Annotated in this window: 21 protein-coding genes and 1 riboswitch; of the genes, 11 read left to right on the top strand and 10 right to left on the bottom strand. The window is 64.5% G+C overall.

All coding sequences use genetic code 11. The features are described 5' to 3' along the window. Positions 1–128 precede the first annotated feature (128 nt). Genes AAFP30_RS05905 through AAFP30_RS05895 form a run of 3 tightly spaced genes read right to left on the bottom strand, consistent with a single transcriptional unit; the run spans position 129 to position 4377 of the window. Positions 129–1301, bottom strand: a complete 1173-nt coding sequence (locus AAFP30_RS05905) for a CaiB/BaiF CoA transferase family protein (protein WP_419228939.1) — start codon at positions 1299–1301, stop codon at positions 129–131. Next, positions 1298–2992: an acyl-CoA dehydrogenase family protein gene (locus AAFP30_RS05900; protein ID WP_419228938.1), complete on the bottom strand. Its 1695-nt coding sequence runs from the start codon at positions 2990–2992 to the stop codon at positions 1298–1300. Before AAFP30_RS05900 ends, AAFP30_RS05905 begins: the two co-directional genes overlap by 4 nt. A 32-nt stretch (positions 2993–3024) precedes the next feature. Then, a complete protein-coding gene (locus tag AAFP30_RS05895; protein WP_419228937.1) occupies positions 3025–4377 on the bottom strand; it encodes an MFS transporter in 1353 nt (450 codons plus the stop codon). A gap of 138 nt (positions 4378–4515) precedes the next feature. Here AAFP30_RS05895 and AAFP30_RS05890 point away from each other — a divergent pair, with 138 nt between their 5' ends. Continuing rightward, the gene (locus tag AAFP30_RS05890) at positions 4516–5388 is read left to right on the top strand and encodes a LysR family transcriptional regulator (protein WP_419228936.1); all 873 of its coding nucleotides are present in this window, start codon (positions 4516–4518) and stop codon (positions 5386–5388) included. Here the strand turns inward: AAFP30_RS05890 and AAFP30_RS05885 are convergent. Continuing rightward, positions 5378–6406: a LacI family DNA-binding transcriptional regulator gene (locus AAFP30_RS05885; RefSeq protein WP_419228935.1), complete on the bottom strand. Its 1029-nt coding sequence runs from the start codon at positions 6404–6406 to the stop codon at positions 5378–5380. The two genes, AAFP30_RS05890 and AAFP30_RS05885, sit on opposite strands and share 11 nt — an antisense overlap. Before the next feature lie 198 nt (positions 6407–6604). Between AAFP30_RS05885 and AAFP30_RS05880 the strand changes: the two genes are divergently transcribed. The 6 genes from AAFP30_RS05880 to AAFP30_RS05855 all read left to right on the top strand — a co-directional run bounded on the left by AAFP30_RS05880 (position 6605) and on the right by AAFP30_RS05855 (position 11476). Further along, positions 6605–7603, top strand: coding sequence for an asparaginase (locus tag AAFP30_RS05880; protein ID WP_419228934.1), 999 nt, complete (start codon positions 6605–6607; stop codon positions 7601–7603). A gap of 3 nt (positions 7604–7606) precedes the next feature. After that, on the top strand, positions 7607–8485 hold the full coding sequence (locus AAFP30_RS05875; RefSeq protein ID WP_419228933.1) for a polysaccharide deacetylase family protein: 879 nt from the start codon (positions 7607–7609) through the stop codon (positions 8483–8485). Between the two features lie 355 nt (positions 8486–8840). Further along, positions 8841–9458: an MFS transporter gene (locus AAFP30_RS05870; protein ID WP_419228932.1), complete on the top strand. Its 618-nt coding sequence runs from the start codon at positions 8841–8843 to the stop codon at positions 9456–9458. 8 nt (positions 9459–9466) lie between these two features. Beyond that, positions 9467–9961 (top strand): MFS transporter, encoded by a 495-nt coding sequence (locus tag AAFP30_RS05865; RefSeq protein WP_419228931.1) that lies wholly within the window; start codon positions 9467–9469, stop codon positions 9959–9961. Beyond that, entirely contained in the window at positions 9958–10722 is a 765-nt protein-coding gene (locus tag AAFP30_RS05860; protein ID WP_419228930.1) for an SDR family NAD(P)-dependent oxidoreductase, read from the top strand. The genes AAFP30_RS05865 and AAFP30_RS05860 overlap by 4 nt, the downstream gene beginning before the upstream one ends. A 16-nt stretch (positions 10723–10738) precedes the next feature. After that, complete coding sequence (locus AAFP30_RS05855) at positions 10739–11476, top strand: SDR family NAD(P)-dependent oxidoreductase (protein WP_419228929.1); 738 nt, start codon at positions 10739–10741, stop codon at positions 11474–11476. A gap of 436 nt (positions 11477–11912) precedes the next feature. On the opposite strand, the gene AAFP30_RS05850 is transcribed toward AAFP30_RS05855, so the two are convergent. Beyond that, positions 11913–12443, bottom strand: coding sequence for a hypothetical protein (locus AAFP30_RS05850; protein WP_419228928.1), 531 nt, complete (start codon positions 12441–12443; stop codon positions 11913–11915). 147 nt (positions 12444–12590) lie between these two features. Next, entirely contained in the window at positions 12591–12977 is a 387-nt protein-coding gene (locus AAFP30_RS05845) for a DUF4352 domain-containing protein (protein WP_419229211.1), read from the bottom strand. A 576-nt stretch (positions 12978–13553) separates the two neighbouring features. On the opposite strand from AAFP30_RS05845, the gene AAFP30_RS05840 reads away from it, so the two are divergent. Next, a complete protein-coding gene (locus AAFP30_RS05840) occupies positions 13554–16853 on the top strand; it encodes a BTAD domain-containing putative transcriptional regulator (protein WP_419228927.1) in 3300 nt (1099 codons plus the stop codon). A gap of 536 nt (positions 16854–17389) precedes the next feature. On the opposite strand, the gene AAFP30_RS05835 is transcribed toward AAFP30_RS05840, so the two are convergent. Beyond that, the gene (locus AAFP30_RS05835) at positions 17390–17848 is read right to left on the bottom strand and encodes a hypothetical protein (RefSeq protein ID WP_419228926.1); all 459 of its coding nucleotides are present in this window, start codon (positions 17846–17848) and stop codon (positions 17390–17392) included. Between the two features lie 231 nt (positions 17849–18079). Further along, positions 18080–18192, top strand: a riboswitch (SAM riboswitch). Between the two features lie 31 nt (positions 18193–18223). On the opposite strand from AAFP30_RS05835, the gene AAFP30_RS05830 reads away from it, so the two are divergent. Together AAFP30_RS05830 and AAFP30_RS05825 are read left to right on the top strand one after the other, a co-directional pair. Beyond that, positions 18224–18634 carry a hypothetical protein gene (locus tag AAFP30_RS05830; protein WP_419228925.1) on the top strand — a complete coding sequence of 137 codons (411 nt, stop codon included), beginning with the start codon at positions 18224–18226 and terminating at the stop codon, positions 18632–18634. 126 nt (positions 18635–18760) lie between these two features. Beyond that, entirely contained in the window at positions 18761–19585 is an 825-nt protein-coding gene (locus tag AAFP30_RS05825) for a hypothetical protein (protein WP_419228924.1), read from the top strand. 654 nt (positions 19586–20239) lie between these two features. On the opposite strand, the gene AAFP30_RS05820 is transcribed toward AAFP30_RS05825, so the two are convergent. The 3 genes from AAFP30_RS05820 to AAFP30_RS05810 form a co-directional block, all read right to left on the bottom strand. Then, entirely contained in the window at positions 20240–20479 is a 240-nt protein-coding gene (locus tag AAFP30_RS05820; RefSeq protein WP_419228923.1) for a hypothetical protein, read from the bottom strand. A gap of 890 nt (positions 20480–21369) precedes the next feature. Continuing rightward, the gene (locus tag AAFP30_RS05815; RefSeq protein WP_419228922.1) at positions 21370–21633 is read right to left on the bottom strand and encodes a hypothetical protein; all 264 of its coding nucleotides are present in this window, start codon (positions 21631–21633) and stop codon (positions 21370–21372) included. A gap of 83 nt (positions 21634–21716) precedes the next feature. After that, positions 21717–21902 (bottom strand): hypothetical protein, encoded by a 186-nt coding sequence (locus tag AAFP30_RS05810; RefSeq protein ID WP_419228921.1) that lies wholly within the window; start codon positions 21900–21902, stop codon positions 21717–21719. 801 nt (positions 21903–22703) lie between these two features. On the opposite strand from AAFP30_RS05810, the gene AAFP30_RS05805 reads away from it, so the two are divergent. Continuing rightward, on the top strand, positions 22704–25793 hold the full coding sequence (locus tag AAFP30_RS05805) for a DUF3427 domain-containing protein (RefSeq protein WP_419228920.1): 3090 nt from the start codon (positions 22704–22706) through the stop codon (positions 25791–25793). The last annotated feature ends 38 nt before the right edge of the window (positions 25794–25831 follow it).

Genomic DNA, 25831 nt, shown 5'->3' with positions numbered 1-25831 from the left:
CCGTCGGTACTGCAGGCGGCCAGGCCACCACTTGCCATAGCCAGGCCCAGCGCGAGGCAAATCACGGATCGAGCGGACCTCATCACGACCTCCTTCCGCCGAGAACGGTACCGGAGTCGGCCGCTTCCCTACCCCACCACAGCGGCGTCGAACTCCCCCAACACCTCCCGCGTGTGCTCACCGTGCCGCGGCGGCGCGGTGCGCAGTGGTGGCCGCACCCCGGAATAGCTGACGGGGAAGCCGATCTGCCGCAGCGCCCCCGTGTGGTGCGGGACGGTGCCGATCATGCCGATCGCCTCGGTGTGCGGGTCGTCGTAGATCTCGTCGAGGTGTCGGATCGGTGAGACGGGCACCTCATGTGCCTTGAGCAGCGTCACCCAGTGGTCGACGGTGTCGCCGGCGAACACCTCGGACAGCACGGCGGCGAGCCGTTCCCGGTTCTGAACACGGTCGCGATTACGACGGAAGTCGTCGGAGTCCGCCAGCTCGGGCTTCCTGATTGCCGCGCACAGGGCGGCGAACAGTTTGTCGTTGCCGACCGCGATGACGAAGTGGCCGTCTGAGGCCGGGAAGGCCTGATAGGGAGCCAGATTCGGGTGCGCGGACCCCATCGCCTGCGGCCGTTGACCGTCGGCGAAGTAGTTGGTCGCCCAGTTGACGTGCATGGCCAGTTGGCATTCGAACAGTGAGGTGGTGACGTACTGGCCGCGTCCGGTGCGGGACCGTTCGACGAGCGCGGACAGCACGCCGATGATGCCGAACAGTCCGGCGCCGAGATCGCCCATCGCATAACCGGATTTCATCGGTGCGCCGCCGGGCTCGCCGGTCAGCGACATCAGCCCGCCGGCGGCTTGCGCGACCATGTCGTAGCCGGGTTCATCACGCAGTGGCCCCTCCTCCCCGAACGCGGAGATGTGCAGCACCACCAGGTGTGGATGCCGCGCGGAGAGGTCACGGTAGTCGAAAACCTGCTGCAGGCTGCTACCTGGCCGGAAGTTCTCGACGACGACGTCGGCGTCCTCGAGCATCCGATCGATGAGTCGCTGCCCCTCTTCGCTCTTCAGGTCGACAGTGACCGACTTCTTGCCGCGATTGACGGCCAGGTAGTAGGTGGCGTCGTCGCCGACGAAGGGCGGTCCCCAGCCGCGAGTGGGGTCGCCACCGTCGGGGTGTTCGATCTTGATGACCTCGGCGCCGAGGTCGGCGAGCGACATGGTGGCGTAGGGGCCGGCGAGGATCTTGGACAGGTCGATGACCTTGATCCCGGCCAGTGGCGCGGGTCCGGATGTGGCGGTGTTCATGCGGAAGCTCCTGCAAGAGTGCGGTGTTCGATACGGGCAGCAACCTCGGTGCCGTCGGCGATGATGGCAAGTTGCTCGATGGCGGTACCCGACACGTCGCCGTCCAGCGCGGCGAGGTAGGCGTTCGCCACGAGCAGCGAGCGATCGCCACGGCCGGTGGCGATGCGGTGGGCGGCCAGGTCGAACAGCAGGGTGGCCATCACCGTCCGGGCGAGGTCGTCGGTGTAACGGGCGCAGGCGATTTGCGCGGTGGCGTCATCGGCGTCGAGCATGTCGTCGCCGCGGGCCACCAGCTGGGTCCATCGTCGAGTGAGAGTCGTTGCGCTGTCAGCACATTCCGGTCCGAAGACGGTCAGCGTGTCGATCATGGCGGTTGCCAGGTGCCGATGTGCCTGTTGTTTGCGCATGCAGCGCAGAACGTCGAGGGCGATGACGTTCGACGACCCTTCCCAGATCGATCCGAGGTGGGCGTCGCGGACGAGTTTGGCGAAGCCCCATTCCTCGATGTAGCCGTTGCCGCCGCGGATCTCCATCGCCTCACCCGTGACGGCGCGAGCACGTTTGCACACATAGTGTTTGGCCATCGGGGTGAGGATACGGATGAGGGTGCGGGCGGTGTCGTCGCCGGCGTCGGCGCGCTGCAGGCAGTCGGCGCTGTAACCGACGAGCGCGAGCGCCGCCTCGGCGTCGAGCAGCAGGGGCAGCAGCGTCGCGCGCATGAGTGGCTGATCGAATAGTTTGGTGCCGAACACTTCTCGTTCACGGGTGTGGGCGACGGCGTCTCGGACGGCGCGCCGCATCAGTGCGGTGGATCGCATCGCATTCGACAGTCGAGAGGTGTTGACCATTTCGGCCATCTGCCGGAATCCGCGGTCGAGCTCACCCACCTGCAGGCCGATCGCGCCGTCGAGGGTGACCTCACCGCTGGGCATGGATCGGGTGCCGAGTTTGTCCTTGAGGCGGTCGATGCGGTAGCTGTTCCGGCTGCCGTCGGGAAGCCGTTTGGGCACCATGAACATTCCGACGCCGCGGGTGGAATCCTGTTCGCCGCCGGGGAATCGGGCGAGGGTGATGATCACGTCAGCGTCGGGATTAGAGGCGAACCACTTCATGCCCGAGAGCCGCCAGGTGTCGCCGTCGCGTTCGGCCACGGTCGCGGTCTGCGCGATGTCGGTGCCGGCCTGGGTTTCGGTCATGAACATGGCGCCGGTCATCGACGTCGCCGGGTCCGTGGAGGTCAGCGCGTCAATCCAGGAGGCGAATGTGTCGGAGTCGCCGAACATGCGGAGGGTGCGGGCGGCGGCGTCGGTCATCGACACCGGGCACGCCAGCCCGAACTCGGACTGCACGAACAAGTACGACGCCAGATACTTGACGACATGCGGCGGTTTGGCCTCCCATCCGTGAATCCCTCTGTGTGACAGCGCTGAGAGTCCGTACTCGTGGTACGCCGCCCGGCACAGTTCCTGATAGGCCGGGTGATAGTCGATCTCGTCAACCCGGTTGCCGTCGCGGTCGAACTGCCGCAGCGTCGGCGGATTCTGGTCGGCGACGGCGGCGAGGTCGGTGAGACGAGTGGCGGCGTCGGCGCCGAGGCGCTCGAGCAGTGCATCGGTTCGTGCGCGGTCGTCGGTCTCGATCCAGCGGTCCACGACCGCGGTCAGTGCGGGATCGTTGTGCGCGTAGTTCATTGCTTGCCTTTCGTGCCGAGTGCAGTCGCGGATCACGCGGTAGCCGAAGCGCGGTCGGGTTCCACGGCCGAGGGAGCTGCGCTGCTCGGCCGCAGCAGGGCTCGCATGCAGACCAGCGAGAGGATGACGTAGCCGAGGCCCAGTCCGATGACCGGCCAGATCGCACCAGTGCGGTTGAGCAGGAACTGGCTGACCATCGGGGCGGTCCCGGCGAAGAGCGCCGTCGACACCTGATAGGAGATCGAGATGCCGGTGTAGCGGATGTGAGTCGGGAAGCGTTGGGCGAGAATGCCGGCCAGCGCCGAGTAGTACATCGCGTGCGGAGCGGTGGCCAGTGCCATGCCGATGATGGCCAGGGTGAGTGAGCCGGTCTTGATCAGCAGGAACATCAAGGGGAGCAGCACGAGTTCGGGTAGCAGCATGATCAGGACGGCGCGTCGTTGATCCATCCGGCTGGCCAGCACCGCGCCGAACGGTTGCACCAGAACCTGCACCACAAGAGCGATGGTCACCACCATCAGGAACTCGCTGCGGCCGAATCCGAGGTCGGTGGTGGCCCAGGAGAGCGCGAACGTGGTCTTGATGTAGGTGATGGCAACGCCCGCAACGACTGCGCCGATGCCGAGCAGGACCTTCACCCAGTGTTCGCGCAGTACCTCGACGAGCGGGATGCGGTTCTTCTCCTGTTTGGCGACGGCCTCCCGCATTTCCGGGGTTTCGGAGATCGTGATGCGGATGTAGAGCGCGACGATGATCAGAAGCGCGGAGCCGAGGAACGGGATGCGCCAGCCCCAGGTGTCGAAGACGGAGTCCGACAGCACCGAGAGTCCCAGGAAGGCCAGTGTGGCCAGCAGATTGCCGACCGGTGAGCCTTGCTGGGCGAAGGCGCCGTAGAGGACCTTCTTGTTCTCGGGCGCGAATTCGGTGGCGATGAGAACCGCGCCACCCCATTCGCCGCCCATCGCCACGCCCTGCAGGACCCGCAACAGCACCAGCAGGATTGGCGCCCAGATGCCGATAGTGGCGTAGGTGGGCAGCAGACCGACGCCGACCGTGCCGATCCCCATGAGGGCGAGGGTGATGATGACCGCGTTCTTGCGGCCGAACTTGTCGCCAAAGTGGCCGAAGATGATGCCGCCGAGCGGGCGGGCGATGAACCCGATCGCGAAGGTGGCAAACGCGGCGAGCGTTCCGACGGCCGGGGAGGCGTCGGGGAAGAATAGTCGACCCAAGACGAGGGCCGAAGCGGTGCCGTAGATGTAGAAGTCGAACCACTCGATGGTGGTGCCGACGAATGCGGTGATGCCGGCACGTCGGGCTTGGCGGACGTCGTGCCGGGGCTGATCCGGGGTGTCGGACAGGCTCGGTGTCGGTTCGGGGGTCACCCTGTCCTCCTCTCGTGTGACGCGCGGGGCGGCGTCGGTGTGCTGAGACCTCTACCACTCTGTGGCCGCGACCTTGTAAAGTCCAAGACCTAATCCCGCATGACTATGTGCGGACACAGATATAAAGGCGGGTGGCCTGTGGAGATACGACAACTGCGAGCGTTTCTCGCGGTCGCGGACGAACTCCACTTCGGTCGTGCGGCCGCAAAACTGCACATCGCGCAGTCACCGCTGAGCCAGATGATCCGCGCGCTCGAGAAGGAACTCGGCGCCGAACTGTTCGTCCGCACCACCCGGTCGGTGCAGCTGTCGGCGGCCGGGCAGGCGCTGCTCGGCCCGACACGCATCATCGACGCGCAAACCGAGATCGCGCGCACGGTGACCCGGGCCGCGGCTGCCGGCGAAAGCGGTGTGGTGCGCATCGGCTTTGGAGGTGCGAGTGGCTACGTGGCGCTGTCCGCGCTGACCCGGCAGATGGCCGAACGACACCCCGGCATCCAGTTGGATCTGCGGCCGCAGACGTATTCCGGCGAAGTGGTGGAGTTGCTCGACGACGGCGCGATCGACATGGGCATTGTGGCGCTGCCCGTGTCGTCGAAGTTGTCGACGGCGACGGTGCGGACAGAGTCACTGATCGTGGCGCTGCCCGCGTCACATCGCCTTGCCGAACGCGAGCAGATCTCGGTCGCCGACCTGGCCGACGAACTGTTCGTCGCCTACCCGTCCGCGCACGGATCGAAGGTCCGGGACGCCGCGTTCACCGTCTGCGCGGCAGCGGGTTTCGTCCCCCGCATCGCCCGTGAGGCACCCGATCCCTACAGCCTGCTCGCGCTGGTCGGCGTGGGCATCGGGGTGGCGGTCGTGGTCGCGGCGACGACACACATCACCGTCGACGGCGTCGTTTATCGACCGATCGCGGACGACACCACTCAACTGCGAATTGCGTTGGCGTGGCGAGCGGATCGGATGTCACCGGCGATGGGGAGGGTGGTGGAAGAACTCAGTTACTGAGGGCAACCGCAGTACTCCGCCGAACGATCAACTCCGGCTCCAACAGCACCGACTCCGGCGTCTTCCCACCCAGCACCTCAAGCAGTAGCCGCACCGACTGCCGCCCCATCTCATGCATGGGCGAACGAATCGTGGTGAGCGGCACCGCCCCGCCCTCGGCGAGCGGGGTGTCGTTGTAGCCAACGACGGCAACGTCGTCGGGTACCCGAATTCCCTTGTCCCGCAGCACACCGAAGGCGCCCAGCGCGGCGAAGTCGTTCGTCGCGAAGATCGCGTCAGGGACTGGACCCGAGGCAAGGATCTGCTCGATTGCCGCGCGCCCGCCGGCTGGGTCGAAGCCGGTATACACGATCCGCTGACGTGGGACTTCAATCCCGTTCTCTGCCAACGCCTCAACCAGTCCACGGGTGCGGTCGCGGGCGGTGGAGGCGAACTCGAGTCCCGCCAATACCGCCACGTCGCGTCGCCCGATGTCGGCGAGGTGCTGCCCGACCAGGCGTCCGCCCTTCACGTCGTCGACGGTGGCTGATGGATAGTCGCCGGCCGTTCTCGACGCGAGCACGAATTGCAGTCCCTGCGCGTGCATCTCGTCAAGGAAGACGTGGTCGAGGTGGGCGTCACCGAAGATCATCCCGTCCACGCGCCGATCCATCATCATGCGTGTCCGGGCGCGTTGGTTCTCGTCGGAGTCGAGGGAGTTGGTGACAAACGTCGACAGGCCCGATTCCGAGGCGGCCTCTTCGATTCCCTCGTAGATCGTTGCCAGCACGTAGTCCTGGAGGCGAGGGACCAGCACCCCGATCAGTCCGGACTTGCGCGTCCGCAGGCTCGAGGCCTGAGGGTTGGGCGAGTAGCCGTTCTCCTCCGCGAATGCCCGGATGCGCGCCACCGTCTCCGACGATCCCCACCGCAAGGCGGCGTCACCCGGGGTATTGAGGACCCGAGACACCGTCGACGGACTCACCCCGAGCTCAGTCGCGATCATGCGCAGCGTCAGCGGCCCTCGTGTCGCGGTCACCCGACCTCCTCCCTCACAGTTCGCCACCAGACTACAAGAGCCCACGTGTTACATGACGGTTTACACAAACGTTTGAGCAAAGTTACACAAACGATTGCCACAAACGTTTGTGTAGTGGTTTACTCAGAACATGTTCAACCCCCACCCCGCATTCCCGCCTATCCGGTGCGATGAATTTCTGCTGCTCAAGGCGTTCCGATGACCCGGATCGCCGTCATCGCCACCGGCGGAACCATCGCCTCCACGGCCACCGACTCCGGCGTGCTCGCCACCCGCACGGCCGCGAGCCTGTTGGATGCCGCCGGAGTGTCCGGCGTCGAGGTCGAGACCATCGATCTGATGACGGTCGGTTCCTACCGGATGACGCTGCATCACTTGCGGGTCGTCAGCGATGCGGTGGCCGAGCTGCTGGCCCGCACCGAGGACCCGGTCGACGGCATCGTGATCACCCACGGCACGGACACCATGGAAGAGACCGCGATCATGCTCGACCTCGTCCACGATGATCCGCGTCCGGTCATCCTCACCGGCGCCCAGCGGGCCAGCGATGCCCTCGACGGCGACGGACCCCGCAATCTCGCCGAAGCGGTCCGCGTGGCTGCCGCACCCGACGCCCGCGATCTCGGTGTCCTGATCGTGTTCGCCGGACGCATCCTGCCCGCCCGCGGCACCCGCAAGATGCACACCACGGCCCTCGACGCATTCCGGTGCACCACCGGAAGCAGCATCGGCGACGTCACCGACACCGCCATCACAGTCACCGCGTTCCCCCGCCGGCCCAAGCCGCTGCCGCGCCCGACCGCCGACTTCGACCACACCCGGGTCGACCTGGTCGAGATGTATCCCGGCGCCGACGACGCACTCATCCGCGCTGCCGTCGACGCCGGTGCAACGGGGGTGGTCATCGCGGGCACCGGAATCGGCAACGCGAATCCGACCGTCGTCGAAACCGTGGAGAACCTCACCGCCAACGGCGTCGCCGCAGTGCTCTCCACCCGCGTCCCCGAAGGACCCGTCGCCGGCGTCTACGGCAATGGCGGTGGCGCGGACCTGATCGCAGCGGGAGTGCCGGCGGCCTCCGGATTGCCGGCAACACAACTACGAATCCTATTGGCTCTCTGGCTATCTCACCACCAAAACGGGTCGGAGTCGGTCACCTCGATGGTCGACACCTACGCAAACAACAAGGAGGACTGAATCATGGCAAAAGAAATCTTCGTGGCCTTCGGCATCGACGTCGACGCGGTCGGCGGATGGCTCGGCTCGTACGGCGGAGAAAACTCCCCCGGCGACATCTCACGCGGCGTCTTCGCCGGTGAGGTCGGCGTGCCGCGCCTGAACAACCTGCTCGCCAAATACGACCTGCCAGCAACCTGGTTCTGGCCCGGCCACTCGGTGGAAACCTTCCCCGAGCAGTTCGAGACCGTCGTGGCCTCCGGTCACGAGATCGGCCTGCACGGCTACAGCCACGAGAATCCGATCGCGATGACCCGCGAGCAGGAGTCGGAAATCCTCGACCACTGCATCGACCTCATCAGCACCCGCACCGGCACCCGCCCCACCGGCTACGTCGCCCCGTGGTGGGAGTTCAGCAAGGTCACCAACGAGCTGCTCGTCGAACGTGGCATCACCTACGACCACTCGCTGATGCACCGCGACTTCGAGCCCTACTATGTGCGGGTCGGCGACTCATGGACACCCATCGACTACGACAAGCCGGCCGCCGAATGGATGAAACCCCTTGTCCGCGGCGAAGAAACCGACCTGGTCGAGATCCCGGCCAGCTGGTACCTCGACGACCTGCCCCCGATGATGTTCATCAAGGGCAGCCCCAACAGCCACGGCTTCGTCAACCCGCGGCACATCGAGGAGATGTGGCGCGACCAGTTCGACTGGGTCTACCGCGAAAGCGACTACGCCGTCTTCACCTTCACCATCCACCCCGACGTCTCCGGACGCCCGCAGGTGCTGCTGATGCTGGAACGCCTCATCGAGCACATCAACTCCCACGACGGCGTCACCTGGGCGAACTTCAACACCATCGCCGAGGACTTCAAGAAGCGTTCACCGCGCACCTAACCGACCTGACGTCACCCGACGTCACCACCGCCGACCCGATGACGCGCCGGCACCCCATCCGAATTGCCTAACAAGAGAGCACTTCTCATGTCTCAATCGCACACCTCCCGGGCACCGGGACTTCGGCGGGTCACCGGCAAGGAAACCCGCCGCGCCTCGGGCATCGCGTTCTTCGCGTGGACCATCGCCGTCTACGACTTCATTCTGTTCGGCACCCTACTGCCGCGCATCGAAGAGTCGTTCGGCTGGACTACCAGCCACGCCCTACTGGTCTCGACGCTGGTCAGCGTCGGCACCGCCATCGTCGTCCTGCTCGTCGGACCGATGGTCGACAAAGCTCGGTCGCCGCAAGGGCATGATCATCTCGGTCGCCGGCACCGCCGCGTCGTCGGCGGCCACCGCGGCCACCTTCGGTGCGGGCTCGCTGATCGGCGTCCGCTCGATCAGTGGCCTCGGGCTGGCCGAGCAGTCGGTCAACGCCACCTACCTCAACGAACTCTACGAGCTCACCGAGGACGAGAAGATCAAGAAGCGTCGCGGCTTCGTCTACTCGATGGTCCAAACCGGTTGGCCTGCAGGCGCTCTCCTCGCTGCCGGATTCGTGGCCGTGGTCACCGCCATCTTCGGTGCCGACGCGTGGCGCATCGCCTTCCTCCTCGCCACCATCCCCGCGGTCATCGTCGCACTGGTTTGCCGCACCCTGAAGGAAAGCCCGCAGTTCGAGGCGCACGACGCCATCAAGAAGCTGCGTGCCGCCGGCAAGCACACCGCGGCCGACGAGCTGGCCGCGGCGACGGCTACTGTTGAGCAGACCTCGGCACCGTTCAAGCGGATCTTCGCCGGTAAGCACCTGCGCAACACGGTCGTCCTGTCGGTGGCATGGCTGCTGAATTGGTTTGCCATCCAGACCTTCTCGGTGCTCGGCACCACCGTGCTGGAGAGGGCAAAGGCATCGACGCGTCGAGCACGCTGATCCTCGTCGTGCTCTCGAACCTCGTCGCTGTCGCCGGCTACCTGGCACACGGCTGGGCCGGTGACCGCTTCGGTCGCCGCAACACCATCGCTGTCGGATGGACGCTGTCCGGTCTGTTCTTCGGCGCCATGCTCCTCGGACCGTCGAGCCAGCTGTTCGTGCTCGTCACCTACATGATGGGGCTGTTCTTCCTGCTCGGACCGTACGCCGCGATCATGTTCTTCCAGGCCGAGTGCTTCGACACCGATTGCCGCGCAACGGGTAGTGCGTTCATCGGCGCGATGTCGCAGCCGGGTGCCATCATCTCCGGCTTCATCCTCACCGGCCTCACCGCCGCGTCCATCGGCTACTCGACCGCAGCCTTGTGGGTCGGCGCGTTGGGTGCGATCGCCTCGGCCGTCGTCGTTCTCGGCGCGCACAAGGTCTCCGACGACACCCCCACCGACAACCTGCAGCCCGCTGCCGCACCGCTGCGTGCCACCGACACCGGAGCACAGTCATGAGCGAGCAGCCCGTCGCGATGATCACCGGCGCCGCCTCCGGGATCGGCGCAGCGACCGCAGTGTGCTTCGCCGAGCGAGGTATTCGCGTCGGGATCGGCACCTTCCCCGGCGACCCGCACGACCCGGAGACCACGCTGCGTGACGTCCACGATGCCGGCGGCGAAGGCCAGATCGTGGAGGTGGATGTCCGCTCCACCGAGTCGGTCGACTCATTCGCCGAGACCCTGGTGTCGTCGTGGCAGCGTCTGGACATCGCCGTCGCCAACGCGGGCATCCTGCGTGAGTCGAGCTTCGACGGTCTCGCCGATGAGCAGTGGCACGACATGATCGACGTCGATCTGCACGGTGTGATGCGGACGGCGCGAGCGGGCCTGCGGCACATGGGTGATGGTGGTTCGGTCACCGCGATCTCGTCGATCGCCGGTGGCGTGTACGGATGGCAGAACCATGCACATTACGCCACCGCGAAGGCGGGGGTCATCGGGCTGGTGCGCAGTCTGGCGGTGGAATACGGACCGCGCGGCATCCGCGCCAACGCCATCATCCCCGGACTCATCCGGACACCGCAGTCCAGTGATGCGAAGAACTCGCTCGGACCCGAGGGTCTCGACCGCGCCGGCAGCTACATCCCGTGGGGACGCGTCGGGCATCCCCGCGAGGTCGCCGAGGTGATCGCATTCCTGTCCAGTCCCCAGGCCTCCTACGTCAGCGGCCAGGCGATCGTCGTCGACGGTGCGCTGACCGTCGCGATGCGCGACTGAGCGAAAGGACTCTGCAATGTCTGACATTCTCAAAGGTCAACGCGCGCTGATCAGTGGCGGCGCATCCGGCATCGGCCGAGCAATCGCCTCGGCGTTCGTCGCGGAAGGCGCCGACGTCACGATCGTCGACCGCGATCCCCGCGTGGTCGATGTGGCCACCGAGGTGGGCGCCACTCGTGGTGAAGTTCTCGATGCCACCGCCGAAGACGGCGTCAACGGCCTGATCGACCGACTGGTGACCGACGACGGCGGCCTCGACGTACTCGTCTGCTCCCACGGCATCCTGACTCAGTCACCAGCCGTCGAGATGCCGATCAGTCAGTGGCGGGAGACGATCGACATCGACCTCACGAGCGTCTTCCTGCTGAACCGTGCCGCCTTGCGGCCGATGCTGGCGCAAGGCCGCGGACGCATCATCAACGTCGCGTCCCAACTGGGAATCAAGGGCGGAGTGTCGTTGGCGCACTATGCCGCGGCGAAGGCCGGGGTCATCGCGATGACGAAATCCATTGCGCTGGAGACAGCGTCGCAGGGAGTCTTGGTCAACGCCATCGCGCCGGGGCCGATCGACACCCCGATGGTGGCCGGTATCGACGACGACTGGAAGCGTGCGAAGCGCGCCGAGCTGCCGCTCGGCCGGTTCGGGACCGCCGAGGAGATCGCGCCGACCGCGGTGCTCTTGGCGTCCGATCCGGGTGGGAATCTGTTTGTCGGACAGGTGCTGGGACCAAACTCGGGCGATGTGATGCCCTGATGTGTGGGGGATGCTCTGGCGCACCGCAGGATTGGGCTGCGGAGCAGGTCAGCGGCCCTCGTCGACGGTCGGCGGTGGCGCGCCGGCTGTCGACGGTCCTCTCCCGGCACACGATCCGGGCAATTCCCTCGGGCTGGACGGTCAGTTCACCGACCGGGGCGTCCACGGTGTGTCGGACGTTCGATCAGTTGGTGGATGTGGTTGCGAAGATTACCTCTCTGCCACGACGAGATGTAATTGAACTCGGCTTGAGTGCGGGGAAAAATCAAGAACTGACAGCTGCAATGCATCCGTCCCGCTCGTCGTTCACGCGTTTGCAAGAGACGTGAGCGGACCCACTGAGGCAGCCCTGAGTCAAAAGGTCGAGGAGACGACGTCTTGCTCCACTCGCAGGGTGGAGCAAGACGCCGGCCTCTCAGCGATCATTGAGCGGTTGTCACTCCGCAGTGCCAGAGCAGCTCGCGTTGGCGCCCGGCCCGGACGCCGTATTCTCGGAGATCACTTTATCGCCTTGTCGGATGACGCACTTAATCGAACCACTGCCGTCGATGCCGTTACTCGCCAGCAGCGACACATACTTGCCAAGGCCCGTGATCTGAACTTCTTTCTTCCACGGGATTTGGACATCCGTGTCTTGCGAGGTATCGCCGTTGCCGGCAGTGTACGTTGCCGATCCGGTAGGGCCGTCGCCGGTGATTTCGTACGTAACTGACACAGTCTTTTTGGATTCTTCGTCCACTGAGTTGATCGCGCCACCCACGAGTGCCACACATCCGCCGACGATGGCGAGGAACACGACGACCAAGGCGAGTAGGACCCAGGGCCACTTCTTGCGCTTCTTCGGCGGCTGGGCAGGGGGGTAGCCGGGATAGGCCTGACCGGGCTGTCCTTGGTAGGGCTGTTGTCCGTAATTCGGGGGCTGCTGTCCGTAGTTCGGCTGATCACCCGGGTTGTTCGGATCGGTCATTCGCTCGACTTCCTTTGCTTCGCAAATCAATTTGCACATGACCAAGCGCGCGTCATACGCGCAGAAACTCTCTTGGCCTCCGAAGATTCATAGCAATTTGCTGAACTTACGTTACCAACTCTTTGGAGTTCGTTACCTGTCGGTGACTTATCCGAGAGCGACCTGTACCGGACGTCCACCTGACGCGCGTAGCGAAATTGTCGCCGGATCAACTCCGACAGGCATGTCGAAGGCAAGTCGAACCGTCACTGAGTTACCTGGGTTTATAGCGTTGTACGCCCCGGCGTTATCGTCGCTGGCCAGCGACGTTGCCGAGGTATCAACTTGGAACGCGCGATTATTAGCGTCACGAATGAATTGTTGATGGGCGTCAAAATCAATTGCGTTGTCGGAAGTGTTGGTGACCGCCACGGTGACAATTGTGTACGCACCTTGCGCTTTATCAGTCAAGAAGTCGCCAACTGACGGTACTCCAGTTTCCACAGCGCTCACCAAGAACGTCGCCGACGCTCCGTCAGCGATAGGAGTATTCATTTGGCCTGTCGGCTGTGTCGATCGTGAAGGAGTTACAGCACTGGCCTCCGGCGGTCGCATTGCTGTAGACGTTGCCAGTGAGGAGTTGGCGTTCGTGGAGTCTGCGTTTGACGACAGGACCGCCATGCAGCCGCCAAAGAAAATCAGGACCGCGATAATGACGGCAAACGCTACGACCAGCCACACCCACGTCGGAGTGTCCGGTTTGCGCTGCGGTGGCGGGTACTGCGAATACGACATAGGAAGGCTCAACTTTCGGACTCGATACCAAGCGATGGGCGACTTTACTGCATCCCCAGATAGACGATGTGTCGCAGATATACGGATAACGAGCAGCCCGAACATTCCGACTCGTGCCTGCATCATCGAACGACGACACTCTGGTCAATAATGCGTCTGCCGGACCGCTCGGCGCAGAAGGTGATCGATCTGACCGATTGCCGATCACTACCGGCCACCACAGAATGAGCCCACGGAGGTTCTGTTCTCCGAACACGCGGTCGTAGTTCGACCTCCTCAAACCCAACACGCGCGATACGCTCGGCAAATCATGATCGGCCGGAGGAGCGTGAGACGATGCCGCAGAACACCGGCGACGCCGCGCCCACCCAAGCGATCCGCCTGTCGATGCTGGGCCCACTGCACCTCGAGATGGATTCCCAGCCAACCGAACTCGGTGCCCGAAGCCAGCGGGCGCTGATCGCGCGGCTCGTTGTCGCCGGCGGGCAGGTCGTCTCCACGGACCGGCTCATCGACGATCTGTGGAGCGGCGAACCCCCACCGAAAGCGCTGACCAGCCTACAGGCCTACATCTCCAACCTGCGGCGCATCCTCGAACCCGACCGCCCACCGCGGGCACCGGCCCGCATCCTGGTGAGCGAACCACCGGGGTACGCGCTGCGGCTACCGCGCGACCGCGTCGACGTCTGGGAGTTCATCGACCTCCTCGCCGACCCCGGCACCGATCCGGCCACCCGAGATCGACACCTCACCGCCGCCCTCGACCTCTGGTCTGGCGAACCGTACGGCCAGCACGCGACCGAACCGTGGGCGGTCCCCGAGGTCACCCGCCTCGACGCGCTCCGGGTGACCGCCGTCGAGCAACGCGCAGCCGCCGCCCTCGACCTCGGCCGGCCCGACGAGGTGGCCACCACCCTGCCCGCGCTGTGCGCCGACCACCCGACCCGCGAAGAACTCTTCCGCCTCCTCGCCCTCGCGCAGTATCAACTCGGCCGGCAGGCCGACGCGATGGACACCCTACGCACCCTGCGCACCTACCTCGCCGACGAACTCGGCGTCGACCCCGGGCCTGCCATCGGGCAGCTCGAACAGGCCATCCTGCACCATGATCCGGCGCTCCTCCGGCCGAATACACCACCGCCCGTCGCCACGGCATCCACCGCACCCGAGGACATCGTCCCCCAGCCGTCACCGGACATTGCGGTGCACACCCCGCCCGCCGGACGCGAGAGCGAACTCGAGAAGCTCACCGAACATGCGCGGACCGCCGCTGCTACGGGCCTGCGCATCGTGTGGGTCACCGCGGAAGCCGGCGGTGGAAAGTCCACGCTCGCCCAGACTTTCGCCGATCGGCTCGGCGTCGAGGGATGGCGCACGGCACTCGGACACTGCCCCGAGGTTGACGGTGCACCCGCGGCGTGGGCGTGGCGTGAGATCCTCGACGGCCTCGGCGCCGCCCAGGACGCCGACGACCCGTTCCAGCTGGCACGCGGGGTGGTCGCCGCCGTGGAAGCCGTTCCCGGACAGCCGTTGCTGCTGATTCTCGACGACGCGCACCGCGCCGACAGCGCCACCCTGCAGGTGCTGCGTCAAGTGGTCACGTGGATGGCGCGTCGGCCGGTGCTGGTGGTCGCGACCTACCGGCCGTCCGAGGCCGCCAACGAACTGCTCGCCACCGCCGCCTCACTGGTCACCGTCACCGTCGATCTGATTGCCCTGCAAGGACTGTCCGACGCCGGAATCGAGGACATCGCCCGCTCGGTCGGGTTGTGGCCGCTGACCGCCGACACCCATGACCTGCTGCGCACCCGCACCGATGGCAACCCGCTGTTCGTGCGTGAACTGGCCAAACTCGTCGCGTCCCAAGGGCCCCGGGCGGCGACCAGCACCGTGCCGACCGGGGTACGGGATGTGTTGCTGCACAGAATCGATCGGCTACCCCCGGACACCGCGAGAATGCTGCGGCTGGCTGCGGTGGGTGGACGGGAGATCGAGATCGACACCGTGGTGGCGCTGTGGTCGTCATCGGGCGACGATGCCACCGACGTCGAGGACGTCGTGCTCGATGCGGTGGACTCCGCGAGTGTCGCGGGTCTGCTCACCGCGACCGCGGACCGCATCCGGTTCAATCACGTGCTGGTGCGCGACGCGGTGTATGACGCCATCCCGGCACTACGACGACGCCGGATGCATTGGCAGACTTTGCAGATCCTGCGTGCACGCCCGCACCACAATGCGGACGAGCTGGCCCACCATGCGGCACTCGGCGCGTCGACCTCCACCGCGGTCGAGGCCCTGGGAGTGGTGGAACCGGTCGCCCGCCAACGCTTCGCCACCGAACTCAAGGCCGACTCGGCGTCGCTGTGGCAGGCCAGTGTCGACCTGCATCGGATGGCCGGCCACGATCACGTCGGCGCTGCGACCGCCGACCGCATCGCACTCATCGATGCGATGCGCAATCTCGTCACCGCGCTGGCCTACAAGGGCGATGTCAACGAGGCGCGCACACAACGCAATGAGGCTCTCACGTTGGCCAGGGCACTCGGCGACCACGACGTCATCCTTAACGTCCTGACCTGCTGGCGCACCCCGCACGTCTGGACGACCCGCCCGCAGGGTGGCGCCGACCCGGTGATGGCTCCGGTGGTCCTCGACATGCTGCCCACCACAACAGGAATTGACCGGGCTCGACTTCTGGTCACCGCGACGCTGGAATTCGAGGGCAACGACCAGGATCGTGCGGTCGCCTACTCGGCCGAAGCCGTCGAGCTGGCACGCGGGATCGGCGACCAGGAGTTGCTGTGCGCGGCTCTCAACGCCCGGGTGTTCACCTCGCTCGGCCCGGACATGCGGTTCGAGCTTCCGCGGATTGCCGCCGAGTCACTCAGCGCCGCTGAAGAATTGGAGAGTCTCCCCTACCAGGCGGCCGCCCACTGGGGACTGTTCCAGGCACGTCTCGCGGAAACCGATCTACCCGGTGCGGCGGCCGAGATGAGCCGGGGACTACAGAAGGCCAGCAGCGGCCGGGTCGGCGAGCTGGTGGTGGTGCTGTCCACGTTCACCGCCGTGCTGGAAGCCCTTCGGGGAAACCTGGATACGGCGTCGGCCATCTATGACACGGTGGCCGCCAACCTGCGCGCCGCCGGACTGCCCAACGGGGCCGACATCGGCCTGATCGGCGAGTTCGTCGTGTCGTGGTACCGGGGGTCGTTTGCGCACATCATCGACGAACTGCTGGAGCTCTACCGGCGGGTGCCGGCCCGGGTCGGGTGGGTCTACGTCAACGGACTGCTCGACGCCGGACGCGTCACCGAGGCCCACGTCATCGCCGAACTGAAACCGCCGTCCATCCGCGACTACTACTGGACCGCGATGGAGGCCTTTCACGCCCGCGGCCTGGCCCGGCTGGGGCTGGTCGAGGAGGGCCGCGAACTCTACGCCGAGCTCGTCGGCTTCTCCGGCACGGTCGCCGGACTCAACTCCGGCAGTGTGGCATTCGGGCCGATGGATGTGGTGCTCGCGGAGCTGGCCGAATTGATCGGGGATGAAGAAGCGGCGCAACGGCATCGGGAGATTGCCGCCGAGGTGGAGGAGAAGATTCGGCGCGGATTGGATGAGGTCGGGCGGGTGGGGTGAGGCCACCGCAAATATCGCGTGCATGTGGCGGCGAACAGTAGTAACGTCGTTCTACTCGCCACCGGAGCGAGATACCGCTGGAGACACCATGTCCCACACCGACAAGACGAAACCCCTCTGGGTCAAGCTCGCGCATCATGACCTCGAATGGTCCGAGGTCCACGATCACACTGGCGGCCCCTGTGACCTGCCGCCCATCGCTGACGGCTGCGCATTCACCTACGGTACGACGCAGTGTTATCGCGAACTGCGCTACACCGGCACCCGTGTGTGCTGCTGTCCGATCTGTCACGCTGTCGAATGGCCGCGGTCGGAGCGCCAGCGTCGACGGAGGGAGCGTCGGCGCCGGCGGGCAGATCTGCGGGGATGAAGGACTCTGCGACCTGGAGTTAGTGCCATCTTTGGCTTCTTATGGCCACTTATGGGGAATCTCCCATAAGTCAGCATAATTGCGTCGCGTTCCTCTGAGTCCGGCTGCAATGATGGCGTGAAGGTGCCCTGCTTGCGAGTCGCTCTTCACCACAACATGATTGGTACTACATCAAGCCGTGGACGAAACCTACAATCGTCTCCGCGAAGTCCACCCAGACCTGCGGAGAACTCATCATGTCGTCCGAATCTGGGTCATTCACGGTGGGCGCACCGCCTTGCAGTACGTCCTCTCCCTCCAATCCGAGGTCGGATGAGCTGTAGGTGAGCTCCAGATTCCGGCCGTCCGCCCACGAGGCAGTCCCGTAGACGGGTGCACTGGACATGACCGACAGTCCGCCCGTTCGCATGCTGATGTCCTCGTACCACTCGACTTCGCGGCCGCCGGCCCAGGTGAACACGACATCCCAGGCCATCATCTCGTCGGTCCAGTACGGCACCGCCCAGAGAGTCAGACCAAACTGGCCGGGAACGATGACCGCGGGCAACTGATCGACCGGATCGGCATCCCACGGCTCGACCTCAGGCTCGTCGCCAGAGTCCTGATTCGTTTTGTTGTCGCTCATGAAACCTTGCACCCCAATGTCGTCGGCGCTACCTTCTCGTCGGAGTAGCGCGTCGGCGCCGGTAGCAGATGTGCAATGTCTACCATCTCGGTCTGACATCTTGGGCCGGCAATTTCGATGTTCGCTCACCCAAAACCGGATTCACGGCCAGCGGCGATGCGGGGCGGTTCGCAGGATGACGCTGTCATCATGCTCCGGAATTGTCAGAGCCTCCTTGTATCCTGGACCACGCTTCACGAGACATCGTCGCCAAGCTCCGACTGGACGGTGCGCCAACCCCACGCTCGTGGGTGGCTCGGATGACGAAAGCGGTCGATACCAACAGGTTTCGACAAGAGCGCCTCTCCCGCGGAGGCTTCACCACGGATGGACACAATGGCAGACCCCGCATCGCCCGACGACCGCACGCCTCAGAGCGACCACGCCCGCGCGACGCCAGCCTACGACATGGGTTACCTCGCGTATCACGACAAGCGGTTCTCGGGCCCACCACGATCGGGATGGCACAAATCGAAACGTGAGACCTCGGGCATGAACGTCTCCCGCCGACTGTGGGACCAGCGTCAGGGATTACGGCGCGACTACGAGGCCGTCCACGGCACCGATCCCACACAGTGGCCGGTCCGGCATCCCGGGGTTGTTCTCGACGCCGTCCAATGGATCGCACATTCGGCATGCCTCGGTTGCGAGTGGATGGACCGGCAAGGCGTCTACATGAAGGAATCTGGCTGGCGGGAGAGAGCACTGGCGGCGGCGCGCGAGCACGAGGAGTCATGGCACCGCTAGCACGCGGGCTATCTCGCTGTCTGTCAGACGATCCCGAAAGCCGCACCAAGCTCCGAGCCCAGTGCAAGGGTCGACCGTCGGCCCCCGCACCTACAACCACGACCGACATAACGGAGACCAATATCTGTGAAGCTCTATTACCACCCCGACTACGTTGCCGCCGCGTACGGCTTTGACACCACCCGCAAGTCCGGCTGGATCGCGGACTCATTGGCCAGCGATCCTATTGAGGGTGTCGAGGTCACCGCACCGACGCCGCTGACCGTACGCGACCTCACCCGCGTCCATGACCCTGAGTATGTGGCAGCAGTGCGGACCGGCACCCCCGACTGGCTCGCCGAGTCGCAGGGATTCGACTGGGTCCCCGCGCTCTGGCAGATGGTGCTCTCGTCCAACAGCGGCGTCGTGGCGGCGGCACGCAGCGCCCTGAAGGAGGGCGTGGCCGGCTCGCTGTCCTCGGGACTGCACCACGCGCGCTATGACGAGGGCGCAGGATTCTGCACCTTCAACGTCCTGGTCGTCGCCGCGAAGAAGCTTCTCCACGAGGGCGACGTGCGCTCGGTGCTGATCCTCGACTTCGACGCACACTGTGGCGGCGGCACCGCCCAGCTCATTGCCGACGATGAGCGCATCACGCAGGTCGACGTGTCGGTCAGCCCGTTCGACCGCTACCCGGGGCATGCCAACTCGAACCTGACGCTGGTGGACAACGCCGACGGGTACCTGACCACCATCAAGGATGCACTGGCCCGGGCCGATGCCACAGAGTTCGATCTCTGCTTGTACAACGCAGGGATGGACCCCTACGAGGGCTGCGTCGTGGGCGGACTGGACGGCATCACCGCCGACGTGCTCGCCCGTCGGGAGCGCATGGTGTTCGACTGGTGCCGGCAGGCCGCCCTGCCGACGGCGTTCGTACTCGCCAAGCGGGTACATCAGCAGCACGCTTGATGACGACACTCTGGTGGGATTGCATCGACTCACCATCGATGCCGCTGCCAATCATCAACACCAATCAACACTGAAGCAGAGGCACCGTGAGCAGCCGCTACCGTGACACCAAACGCCGCATCATCACCGTCGAGTCGGCCTCTTGCGTAAAGAGAATTGCTCATCTTGGTGGGACCACCGTTGCTGTTGTTTCGTGCTGCGTCCACAGTTCATTCCACGTGCGAGTGTCACGTCATCCGTGTCGGCAGTCTCAGATTTGCCGGGAATGACACGAACCCGGTCGAAACTGTGGTGCATCGGCGTTTTGCGATGCCCAACCTCGCAGACATAGCACTCAGTCCTGGAAACCCGGTCTTAGCCGTTGCGTAAGCCATCTGATGGATCTCTTGTCAGTGCGTGTCGGGTAGTCCGCAGCCGAAAGTTCGGCGACGGTCATCACGGGCGTGGCGAGGCTGTCGCCGCAGCCGGGTACGGCCTCGTTGAGCCAGTCGGCTAAGTACCGCCGCAGCGTCTGGTAATCGCGGGGGTATCTACAACCTCGAATGTCCGCAGATCGGTCGGCAGACGGCCATCCGGAGCTTCAGGTGGGTTCAGGTCCCGGCTTGCTTGCGGTTCCGTTGCCTGGTCTGCGACATCGCGGTCCTCTGGGCATGTTCAGTTCTCCTCGATGGATGCGAAGCTCAGGCGTGCGAGTAGCTGAGCGAGTATCCCGCGTTGAAACCCGATCTCGGATTTCAGCGGATGGCTGCCCACCTGCCCGGCGCTACTTTGCATGGTCAGCGGCTCACTGGCGGTTGCCTTGTCCAACTCGGCGACGGTGCCGGAGACCCGGCAGGCGTGCGTTAGCGCCTCGATCTTGGTTGGTTCGTTGTCTAGGTCGTACTCGTCGAGCACGGTTCGCCAGAGTCTCTGGCCTGCAGGCCCGAAACCCCTCGGCGTTCGTGGTCGCATAGGCGTTTCAACTCCTTAGTCTGAAGCAGGAAATATCCCCTGAACTGGGCCTTAGGTGCGAAGTCAGGTTCTGAAAACCTGGCGCGATGGCTCAGTCGCCTTACGTCCCGGTCAACGCGGTGGGTAGGGAAGGTCCCCGTGGGGTCGCTGATCCTGCCGGGACACTTCCGCACCGGACGTCTCAGCCGGGTGCGAGGATGATCGGGTGATGCCACCGACTGAGCCAGTAGAGCCACCCGGGGGAGACGTAGCGCCCGATCCAATGTCGGTGCTCACCCTCGGCGGCAACCGTTGGCTAGCGGTGTCCGGCGAGGTCCTCGACTATCCTTTCGGGAATCCTGTTGATGTCCAACCCAACACTCGAACGTTCTGGGAAGGTGCAGCCCACCGAGGAGGACACACGCTCGACGAGCTACTGGATGCGTAGTGAACAGCCGATTCGACTGATGATTGACCTACTAGCTGTTCTTGGGCTCAGCTCGACTGCGTTTGACGAACGCTAATCAGACGAGAGGGCGTCGCTTGCCGCCGCGCTCCGTTTCGAAGCCTGTAACTAGGTTGTCTTGATGGCCGCCTCTTGCTCAGCATGTCGCGCTGTGGATTTCTTATCCGCGTCTATACCGGGTACGAACCACCCGGGCTCACCGTTCACACGCGCTTGCTCAAACTTTTGCTGACGTTGCCGGTCCGCGTTGGCCTTTGCTGTGCGAAGCTTTCGATACGGCATAAGCATTCCAGTCAGCCGCCGATTTCAGCTTTTCGCATTTCTTGGCGGGATCTTCCGCACCCGTGAGGTGAAGTTGTTGGCCGACGCCGTCCGATTTTCCCGCCGTTTATTCGGCGTCGGTGAGGTATCCGTTGGCGAACATGTCTGAGCCCTGGTTCAGGGCCGTCGTACAGACAGCCTCGGTCTCGCGCGCGCCGTCAACCGCCTCCGCGCACAGCTTGAGGAGCGCCGCCTTCGGGGTGACGACCCGCTCGTCAGTGGTCGGGTCCGCCAGAGCGATCTGGGCGTTCTCGGCGTACCAGCCGACAGCCGGATCGGGCTTGAGCATCAGCACCGGATCGGTTCGTAGCGAACAGAAAGGACCGATCACGGATCGGTCCTTGGGGCGCGTCGCAGAGGCTCAGGGTTGATCTGGTGTTGTCTCAGACAACGGTTAGTCAGCTCGAAACTTCATCAGGCCATCGAACATCGAATCTGACTTGCTCGGTGTCCTTCGTTGCCTTTAGTCGGATCGAACGCGGGTGCGTGCTTCTTCGAGCCCGGTCGCGCGGCCAGGAAGGCGTAGACATCAGCAGCCACCTTGGCTGGGTCGACGCTGCCGGCATCGTCGAGGTAGTCGGCGAGCCCATTGCCGGACACTATTAGCACATCGGATGGATGCGAAAGGCCCACGTCGGCGGCGAATCGTTCGACCTCGGTGCGATGTATCCTACCGCCTCGTGCGCCTCAGCAGTGCTGGGCCATTCGACGGCGCCGGTAATCACCGGCGCGTCTTCAGACATTGCAGTCACGCCTTGCGACCTCTCGTTGCCGTCCTTCTCCGCGTGACCGGCTTTCCCGGGCTCTGAGTGCTAACGACTGCTTCGCCCCACCTGCCCTCTTCGGCTGGCAACGCGCCTATCCCCGCAGGAGTGAGGTGCAGGTGGCTCTCACCTTCACTGTCGTCTGGTCAAGGAACGAGGTGTACCGGCTCTGCCCTGCGGTCTCGTCGCGGCTACCCCGTAGACAGTCACCACGACCTGCTGGACCCGACACAATAACCGTCCCAACAGTTCCCCGCCCGAGCGGTCACCTGGATGATGACCTCCCTAGCGGTTACGCAACGCGCTCCAGCCCAACTCCGCCGGGTTCGAGTTGGTCGACGATGAAGAGGCTTTACGACACCGGTTCCTTGGTACACCTTCCCGTCTCGCTCACCTGGCACGGCCCATCAGGCAGTACCGGACCGCCCTGACTTCGTCGCGGCTGCTCTCCACCCGCACCCACAGTTCCCCGGGCCGGGCCGCCCAGCTTCACCCCGCTGCTACGACCACAAAGCGATCAACGTCTCTCACCTCCATCCGGACTAGCAGCGCCTCGTGGCGCACCCTATGCCACTTTCTCTAGCACGAAACAGACTCTGCCAGCTGAGTTGTCGGGCTCACGTGATCTACTCCTATCGTGTCTGATCCTCTTGCGCCCGGGATATACGAATCGGTCGTCACGCGCCGCCTCGAGCAACTCTTGGCAACGTCCGAACTCGCGCCCGAGTTCACGACCCTCGGCCGTGACGAAGACATCCACGTGCTGACTCGCCACATCGCGGAGGTCGCTGCTCGGCACCTGGGCAGCCTGCCGGCGGCCGAACGTCTCGCTGGTGCAAACGCCATCATCAGCAACTTGGTCGACGCGCAGTTCGACTCGGTCACGCGTACCGACATATTTACCGCCGCGCACCAACCTGCCCGCACTGCTCCAGTTCGCCCAGCAACGCCGTTGTCGGAAGTCGCGCTGCTCACCAACACACGCGACGAACCGAATATGGCAAGCGAGATCTCGCGGGAACTGGCCAGCGCCGACCGCGTCGACCTCCTCTGCGCCTTCATCCGATTCGCCGGCATCTCCGTCATCAGTCGTGAACTGGCTGCTCTGCACGAACGGGGCGTCCGCCTGCGTGTCATCACCACGACCTACCGCGGAGCCACTCAACGTCGCGCAATCGATGAACTCGTCGCCAAGTACGGCGCCGAGGTGCGTATCCGGTATGAAACAGCGTCGACGCGTCTGCACGCCAAAGCATGGCTGTTCCGTCGTGACTCCGGCTTCGACACGGGCTACGTCGGCAGCTCGAACCTGTCGCGCTCAGCGATGATCGACGGCCTGGAGTGGAACGTCCGTATCTCGTCGGTCAGCACGCCGGCGCTCACTCGTAAGTTCGAAGCCACCTTTGACACCTATTGGGATGACCCTGCTTTCAAGACGTACGACCCGTCGACGGACGCGGACCTCCTCGACCGTGCCCTCGCCGAAGCCGGCAGTAGCGGCACCAGCCGCGAAACGATCACTATTTCGGGTCTCGACGTCCAGCCGTATCCACATCAGGAGCGCATCCTCGAAGCCCTCGACGTAGCACGCGAAGTCCATGACCGACACAGCAACCTGCTGGTTGCCGCGACCGGCACGGGCAAGACCGTCGTTGCGGCGCTGGATTACAAACGCCTCCGCACGGACGCGCAGCGGCCCCTGAGTCTGCTGTTCGTGGCCCACCGCAAAGAGATCCTCGAGCAGTCACTGCGCAAGTACCGAGAAGTACTGGGCGACGGCAACTTCGGCGAGTTGTTCGTCGACGGTCACCGCCCGCAGGACTGGACACATGTGTTCGCCAGCGTTCAATCTTTGAGCGGCAAGAACGTCGACATTATCGATCCCGCGCACTTCGACGTCGTCGTGGTCGACGAGTTTCACCACGCGGCAACGGCCACATACCGAACTCTGCTGGACCGCAGCAACCCCATCGAACTGTTAGGTCTCACCGCGACACCCGAGCGCGCTGACGGCGGCGACATTCTGCACTGGTTTGGTGGGCAACCAACCTACGAACTACGACTGTGGGACGCGTTAGAGCAAGACCTGTTGTGTCCGTTCCATTATTACGGCATCGCCGATAACACCAACCTTCGCAACGTCCGCTGGTCGAACGGCAAGTACGACGCCGCCGACCTGGAAAACGTCTACACCGGTGATGATGCACGGACACGGCTGATCTTGCATGCACTCCGGGACCACATTGCCGACGCGACAGCGATGCGGGCACTGGGCTTCTGCGTGACGATCGCCCACGCCGAGTACATGGCCCGATCGTTTTCCCAACAGGGCATCGCGGCGACAGCCATTTCGGCGAACACGCCGAGTAGTGCACGTGCACAAGCATTTTCTGATCTTCGCAGTGGTGCCGTCCAATGTCTGTTCGCCGTGGACATCTTCAACGAGGGCATTGACATCCCAGACGTCGACACCTTGCTCATGCTTCGGCCGACTCAGAGTGCCACCGTGTTTCTGCAACAGTTGGGACGAGGCTTGCGCCGCAGCACCGACAAAGCGGTCTTGACCGTCCTCGATTTCATTGGTCATCACCGGGCCGAGTTCAACTTCGCGCCGCAGTTCACCGCGCTGACCGGTGCACGCGGAAATCGTCTGGTGTCCGAAATCGAACAGGGATTCCCGTTTCTGCCTGGTGCGAGCCGCCTCATCTTGGATCGCCAATCGCAAGAGGTCGTGCTGGACTCGATCAAGCGCGCGCTGCCCAGCAACCGCAGGGCGGTGCTAATCACGTCGGTCCGCGAAACCAAAACGACTGTGCTGAGCGAATACCTGCACCGCACGCAAAGCGGTCTTTCCGACGTCTACGCGGGCAACAGCAGCGCACACGCCCGCGCGTGGACCCCACTGCTGCGCGACGCGAACCTACCCGCACCGGCGGCCGGTCCCGGTGAGACGGATCTCGCCAAGCGCATGCGGGTGCTGACACACGTCGATGACCTGGAACGCGCCGCGGTGTATCGCCGCCTCGCGTCACCCGACGCTCCAACCTATTTCGATCTATCCATGCGGGACAAAGCGTTGGCCCGGATGCTGTTCTTCGCTCTCTGGCCGAACCACGGTGGCTTCGCCAACTATGAAGAAGGACTCCGGTTCTTACGTGAGCACCCCGCGTTGTGCACCGAGATCGGTCAACTGCTCGACGTGACCACCGCACATATTGATCACATTCCCCGCCCAGTCCCCGAGTTGGGTGACAACATGCCGCTTGTGACCCACGCGCACTATCGCCGCGAGGAAGTCCTCTCCGCCATCGGCTTCGCCGACATGGAACACAAAGCGCAGGGTCAGGCCGGTGGTGTTGTCTTCAACCGCAGCGACACCGAGGCGCTCTTTGTAACCCTCCACAAGGAGGCGGGCGAGTTCAGCCCCACCACCATGTATCGGGATTTCCCGATGTCTCGCGAGCTCTTCCATTGGGAGTCACCAAACAACACCGCCCAGGATTCGGCACGTGGCCGCCGATATCTGGAGCAGCGCGAGAATGGATGCCGCATCCTGCTGTTCGTCCGTGACCGTACCGACGGACCGATGGGAGCCGAGCCGTACATCTTCCTTGGTCCGGTCGACTACGTCAGCCACCGCGGTGAAAGACCCATCGCGATCACCTGGAAGTTGCGACGTGCGATGCCTATTGACGTGTTCGAAAGTGGGTCGGTGGTGGCGAGTTAGCCGTGCTAATTCGTTGGTCGTTCACGATGATGGCGAGA

The sequence above is a fragment of the Gordonia sp. CPCC 205515 genome, assembly GCF_048537925.1.
In the GTDB taxonomy this organism is placed as follows: Bacteria; Actinomycetota; Actinomycetes; order Mycobacteriales; family Mycobacteriaceae; genus Gordonia.
The sequence above is the reverse complement of the archived record's forward strand: the minus strand, read 5'-3'. Positions and strand labels throughout refer to the sequence as shown.

Bases quoted from the DNA above. Each gene is read 5' to 3' on its own strand.
- AAFP30_RS05875 (WP_419228933.1), top strand. From the start codon at position 7,607: ATGGCAAAAGAAATCTTCGTGGCCTTCGGCATCGACGTCGACGCGGTC.
- AAFP30_RS05900 (WP_419228938.1), bottom strand. From the start codon at position 2,992: ATGAACTACGCGCACAACGATCCCGCACTGACCGCGGTCGTGGACCGC.
- AAFP30_RS05830 (WP_419228925.1), top strand. From the start codon at position 18,224: ATGGCAGACCCCGCATCGCCCGACGACCGCACGCCTCAGAGCGACCAC.
- AAFP30_RS05855 (WP_419228929.1), top strand. From the start codon at position 10,739: ATGTCTGACATTCTCAAAGGTCAACGCGCGCTGATCAGTGGCGGCGCA.
- AAFP30_RS05880 (WP_419228934.1), top strand. From the start codon at position 6,605: ATGACCCGGATCGCCGTCATCGCCACCGGCGGAACCATCGCCTCCACG.
- AAFP30_RS05845 (WP_419229211.1), bottom strand. From the start codon at position 12,977: ATGAATACTCCTATCGCTGACGGAGCGTCGGCGACGTTCTTGGTGAGC.
- AAFP30_RS05860 (WP_419228930.1), top strand. From the start codon at position 9,958: ATGAGCGAGCAGCCCGTCGCGATGATCACCGGCGCCGCCTCCGGGATC.
- AAFP30_RS05840 (WP_419228927.1), top strand. From the start codon at position 13,554: ATGCCGCAGAACACCGGCGACGCCGCGCCCACCCAAGCGATCCGCCTG.
- AAFP30_RS05905 (WP_419228939.1), bottom strand. From the start codon at position 1,301: ATGAACACCGCCACATCCGGACCCGCGCCACTGGCCGGGATCAAGGTC.
- AAFP30_RS05835 (WP_419228926.1), bottom strand. From the start codon at position 17,848: ATGAGCGACAACAAAACGAATCAGGACTCTGGCGACGAGCCTGAGGTC.
- AAFP30_RS05850 (WP_419228928.1), bottom strand. From the start codon at position 12,443: ATGACCGATCCGAACAACCCGGGTGATCAGCCGAACTACGGACAGCAG.
- AAFP30_RS05870 (WP_419228932.1), top strand. From the start codon at position 8,841: ATGATCATCTCGGTCGCCGGCACCGCCGCGTCGTCGGCGGCCACCGCG.